Source organism: Klebsiella sp. GW_Kp181 (genome assembly GCF_040062315.1).
Lineage (GTDB): Bacteria > Pseudomonadota > Gammaproteobacteria > Enterobacterales > Enterobacteriaceae > Klebsiella > Klebsiella oxytoca.
Genome location: NZ_JBEAFR010000021.1, coordinates 1 through 4,789 on the forward strand (window position 1 = coordinate 1; position 4,789 = coordinate 4,789).

Consider the following 4,789-nt stretch of genomic DNA (forward strand, 5'->3'; position numbering starts at 1 on the left):
AATATCCGGAGTGGCGTTTTAACCTGCGCAGCTCGAACACCGAGCCGGTAGTGCGCCTCAACGTCGAGTCAAAAGCTGATGATGAATTAATGAAGGCTAAAACAGAAGAAATATTAGCTTTACTTAAATAGAAATTATTCTGTTTAGAGCCATAGGGTTGATGTGTGGAATTATGCATAACCTTATGGCTCTTTCTTGACTTCCCATCTTTCTGAGAGTAAAACCGCCACAAGTGTTGATTACCAGGGTGGCTAATATGCCGCCGTCCAGTTAACTGATTAAAGTGTGATCGAATGAAAATTACTATTTCCGGTACCGGTTATGTCGGTTTATCGAATGGCATCCTGATTGCGCAAAACCACGAAGTGGTGGCGCTGGATATCATTCAATCCAAAGTTGATATGATTAACCAAAAGATTTCTCCGATTGTCGATAAGGAGATTCAGGAATACCTGGCGGAAAAACCGTTGAATTTTCGCGCAACAACTGACAAGCATGATGCTTATCGCAATGCAGATTATGTCATTATCGCCACGCCGACTGACTACGATCCGAAAACAAACTACTTCAATACGTCGACCGTTGAAGCCGTTATTCGCGATGTTACCGAGATTAACCCTGATGCGGTCATGATCATTAAATCAACCATCCCCGTTGGTTTCACTCGTGATATTAAAGAGCGCCTGGGCATTGATAATGTTATTTTCTCTCCAGAGTTCCTCCGTGAAGGCCGCGCGCTCTATGACAACCTCCACCCGTCGCGTATCGTTATTGGCGAGCGTTCAGAACGCGCGGAACGTTTTGCTAATCTCCTGAAAGAAGGGGCGATCAAGCAGGATATCCCGACGCTGTTTACTGATTCTACCGAAGCTGAAGCAATCAAATTATTTGCCAATACCTATCTGGCGCTGCGGGTGGCTTACTTCAATGAACTGGATAGCTACGCTGAGAGCCAGGGCCTGAACAGTAAGCAGATTATCGAAGGCGTGTGCCTCGACCCGCGTATTGGTAACCACTATAACAACCCGTCCTTTGGCTACGGCGGTTACTGCCTGCCTAAAGATACCAAGCAGCTGCTTGCGAACTACGAATCTGTACCCAATAACATTATTGGCGCCATCGTTGACGCTAACCGCACGCGTAAAGATTTCGTTGCTGACTCCATCCTGGCGCGTAAGCCTAAGGTCGTTGGGATCTATCGCCTGATCATGAAGAGTGGTTCTGATAACTTCCGCGCTTCCTCAATTCAGGGCATCATGAAGCGTATTAAGGCTAAAGGTATTCCGGTTATTATCTATGAACCGGTTATGCAGGAAGATGAATTCTTCAATTCCCGCGTAGTTCGCGATTTTGAAGCGTTCAAACAAGAAGCTGATGTGATTGTCTCTAACCGTATGGCTGAAGAGCTGTCGGATGTTGCTGATAAGGTATATACCCGCGATTTATTTGGCAGTGACTAATCTGTCTTCTGGCCGGGAGCAGCAACTGCCGGCCACCGCTTTCCTCCCCCTCTAAATGATTACGCATTTCTCTTGCCAGTCTCACCGTTCCTTCACCTAAACCACATCCCCTTAAAAAACGTGACCCCGCTTAAATTCTTCAATTGTTCATCTTGTCGCAATCATTGAGGTCGGATATGTTAAATTCACCTTGTGAAGAGCTACCGTCACTGAGATGTAGACGCTGGAGATAAGCGCCGGAAGGTAAAACAGAGCCTGCTTGCAGGCTTTTGTTGTTTATAAGTTCCTGCCGGTGTACAGCATCCTGCCCTGGAATGCGATGAGATGCAGATTCCAGTTTAAACCGACGCTTCGGGATCGTTCAGGGGGGAGGCATGGTATGCATAAGTTAGCCGTGGGCATAAAAAATCATCCTGATGTCTGGGATGTTGTTTCCGATTCTAGTAACTTTTATAAAATAGCTTCCAGCGCCAGCTGTAAAGACGGAACGCATCTCCACGGCTAGCAGTATTTTATATTATTATTTCCTATGCCAGTATTATAATTATATTAAGTTTTCTTTTCACCACTTTCGCTTGTTAAAAGTCAGCTTGGTTTTTTTCTGGTCCTTAATATAAGAAATCAGAAAATAAACAGAAACAATCAACAGGATGGCAGCAACTGCTAAGAAAATTATGTTTGCCATAATTCGTACCAGAATGAAAGGAATGTGATAAATCCATTTGCTTGCGAACTAATACTTTTGACAAAGTCCGCCCTGAGATGCTTAACATATCCTGGAATTAAGAAAATTCCTATATGGAGGTTGTGGCTTTTTTACAGGAAAGTGAATAAATCTTTTTTATGGCTTCTGCTATGAATAAACGATCTGTAACAGACTTAAATGCCAGCCAGACCCTCTGGGGATGATAATCTGTCTAAGCTAATGCTCTTCAGATAGCGTAAGGGAAGGGCTGTATTCGGCTTCTGGTGATATTTTTTTTACCAGATTCAGGTCTCGTTAATGTACGGTATGGGCTGTTCCGCGCCACTTTACCCAGCATGCTCTGTTACCGACAGAATCGTAAGATTGCTCAACATGGCCTACCAAACAGAAAAGCCGCAGCGGGGTGCCGCTGCGGCTTAATAGCATGCGCATTGCCCGGGGGCATTACACCTTATAATATGCCTTATACCAGTCAACGAAGTTCTTCACCCCCTGACTGACCGTTGTTTGCGGTCTGAATCCCACCATATCATACAGTGGCTTTGTATCCGCGCTGGTTTCAAGCACATCGCCTGGCTGAATAGGCATCATATTCTTTTCCGCGACCATACCCAGCGCTTCTTCCAGCGCAGTGATGTAATCCATCAGCTCAACCGGTGAGCTGTTCCCGATGTTATACACACGATAGGGCGCAGAGCTGTCAGCCGGGGAACCTGTCTCAACGGTCCATTCAGGATTGGGCTGCGGGATAATATCCTGCATCCGTACAATCGCCTCGACGATATCATCGATGTAGGTGAAGTCGCGCTTCATCTTGCCGTAGTTGTAGACATCAATACTCTTTCCTTCCAGCATGGCTTTTGTGAACTTGAACAGCGCCATGTCCGGACGGCCCCACGGGCCATAGACCGTAAAGAATCGCAATCCGGTGGTCGGAATACCATAAAGGTGAGAGTAGGTGTGAGCCATCAGCTCATTTGCTTTCTTCGTCGCGGCGTACAGAGAAACCGGATGGTCAACAGAATCGTCGGTTGAGAATGGCATCTTGCGGTTTAAACCATAAACCGAGCTTGATGAAGCATACAGCAAATGCTCAACGTGATTATGTCGGCAGCCTTCAAGAATGTTCAGATAACCAATCAGATTGGAATCAGCATAAGCGAACGGATTTTCCAGCGAGTAGCGAACGCCAGCCTGGGCAGCAAGGTGGATCACCCGGTTAAATTTTTCATGAGCAAAAAGTTGGGCAATACCTTCACGATCCGCCAGATCGATTTTATGGAAACTGAACAGGGGGGATTGCAGCAAATCCAGCCGGGCCTGCTTCAGATTGACATCATAGTAATCGTTCATGTTGTCGAGTCCGACAACCTCATGACCCGCCTGCAGAAGGCGTTTGCACGCATGAAAACCGATGAATCCTGCGGCTCCAGTCACTAAAAACTTCATATTTATCCTCCGGGTTCACTTTGCCCCGCTATATATAATTGCCGATTTTACACTGGCTTGCTGTAGGGATCACCTGCTTTACCGTTAGCGGTTAAGTTGTCGCCAGCAAAAGCTTGAGAGAAGCATTTCATAAGAGCCTTCCCCGCCAGAGAATGGCGTAAATAATAATTATTATCATGCAGTTAGCTTAGCTGGCAAATAATAACTCTGTGGTCTTTATGTCTGGTAATGATTTCTCTGTTCACAATGTGATCTTTTTTTCGAGATGAAATAAGTTGAATTCATATTGTCGTGATTTATGAATTTGCTTACGTTTCATGCATGATCATTCGGAAAAACCAAGCTAAAATTCGAATCGGTTTTTAAGTTGTTGATTTTATTTTTATTTCTTAAGCATCTGAGTGAGGGTGGAAAAAAGCCAGGCCTGAAGTTCATCTGTTGAATTTATTTTTCATTGAGCTTTTTCATTTTTATTCTTTTAGGCCAACGCGTATACTTCGCAGATAATTCGTTTGTATGGTGTATGTGTTGTCGAGATATGAACCACCCATCCCATCTTCTGGAACATATCGTGAGCGTAATGCTAAAAAAGAGAGTCAATCCGTTCTGCTCAGCCTCCACTGGTATCCAGAGTGTTCTGGCTTTCTCCCGCAGCGCTGCCGTTAACATCGCCATTCAGCGTATTTCTCTCGCTTCTCTCTACGCCTGCAAAGCATCTCTTTCCGCCAATGCGTCTGCCGACAGCGGCAGTGTTCTATCCTTACTAAATGAGAAAGTCCTGATGGATAGCCCTTACGGAAACGGCGAAAGTACTCTGCGTTTTTTGCGCGTGTGATGGTGCGATTACGGATGAAAACAGAGATATGTTCGCCAACATATCTCTGTTTTTAGAATGATTAAGCTCTCAGGCAGATCGTTAAGCGCCGAAGTGCTTAGCCTGTCTGGGGAACGACTCACCTGGCGCTAACGCAGCTACTGCATTAACGCCGTAAGAGAGTGGGTACAACAATAAGGCCCGACGCAATTTGGTAGCGAAAGCCAAGGGCGGTAGCGTGCGCAAAATCCAGCCTGAAGCCAAACGTGTGCCGTTGATTGATAGTAAACAAAATGATTATTTATTTAAGGATTTTATCATGTTACTTCCTGTGATTATGGCGGGTGGCACCGGTAGCCG

Annotated in this window: 4 protein-coding genes and 1 pseudogene; 3 read left to right on the top strand and 2 right to left on the bottom strand. The window is 45.4% G+C overall.

Features of this window, described 5'->3' with window-relative positions; all coding sequences use genetic code 11:
* Both ABLV11_RS06880 and ugd read left to right on the top strand, forming a co-directional pair.
* Positions 1-131, top strand: a pseudogene (locus ABLV11_RS06880) (phosphomannomutase); the annotation flags it as partial.
* 162 nt (positions 132-293) lie between these two features.
* Positions 294-1,460 (top strand): UDP-glucose 6-dehydrogenase, encoded by a 1,167-nt coding sequence (ugd, locus tag ABLV11_RS06885; protein ID WP_004103677.1) that lies wholly within the window; start codon positions 294-296, stop codon positions 1,458-1,460.
* Between the two features lie 562 nt (positions 1,461-2,022).
* Here ugd and ABLV11_RS06890 read toward each other — a convergent pair.
* Positions 2,023-2,145, bottom strand: coding sequence for a small membrane protein (locus tag ABLV11_RS06890; protein ID WP_004138729.1), 123 nt, complete (start codon positions 2,143-2,145; stop codon positions 2,023-2,025).
* Positions 2,146-2,610: 465 nt separating this feature from the next.
* A complete protein-coding gene (locus tag ABLV11_RS06895) occupies positions 2,611-3,615 on the bottom strand; it encodes an NAD-dependent epimerase (RefSeq protein ID WP_004103673.1) in 1,005 nt (334 codons plus the stop codon).
* 571 nt (positions 3,616-4,186) lie between these two features.
* Here ABLV11_RS06895 and ABLV11_RS06900 point away from each other — a divergent pair.
* The gene (locus ABLV11_RS06900) at positions 4,187-4,450 is read left to right on the top strand and encodes a hypothetical protein (RefSeq protein ID WP_156529680.1); all 264 of its coding nucleotides are present in this window, start codon (positions 4,187-4,189) and stop codon (positions 4,448-4,450) included.
* The last annotated feature ends 339 nt before the right edge of the window (positions 4,451-4,789 follow it).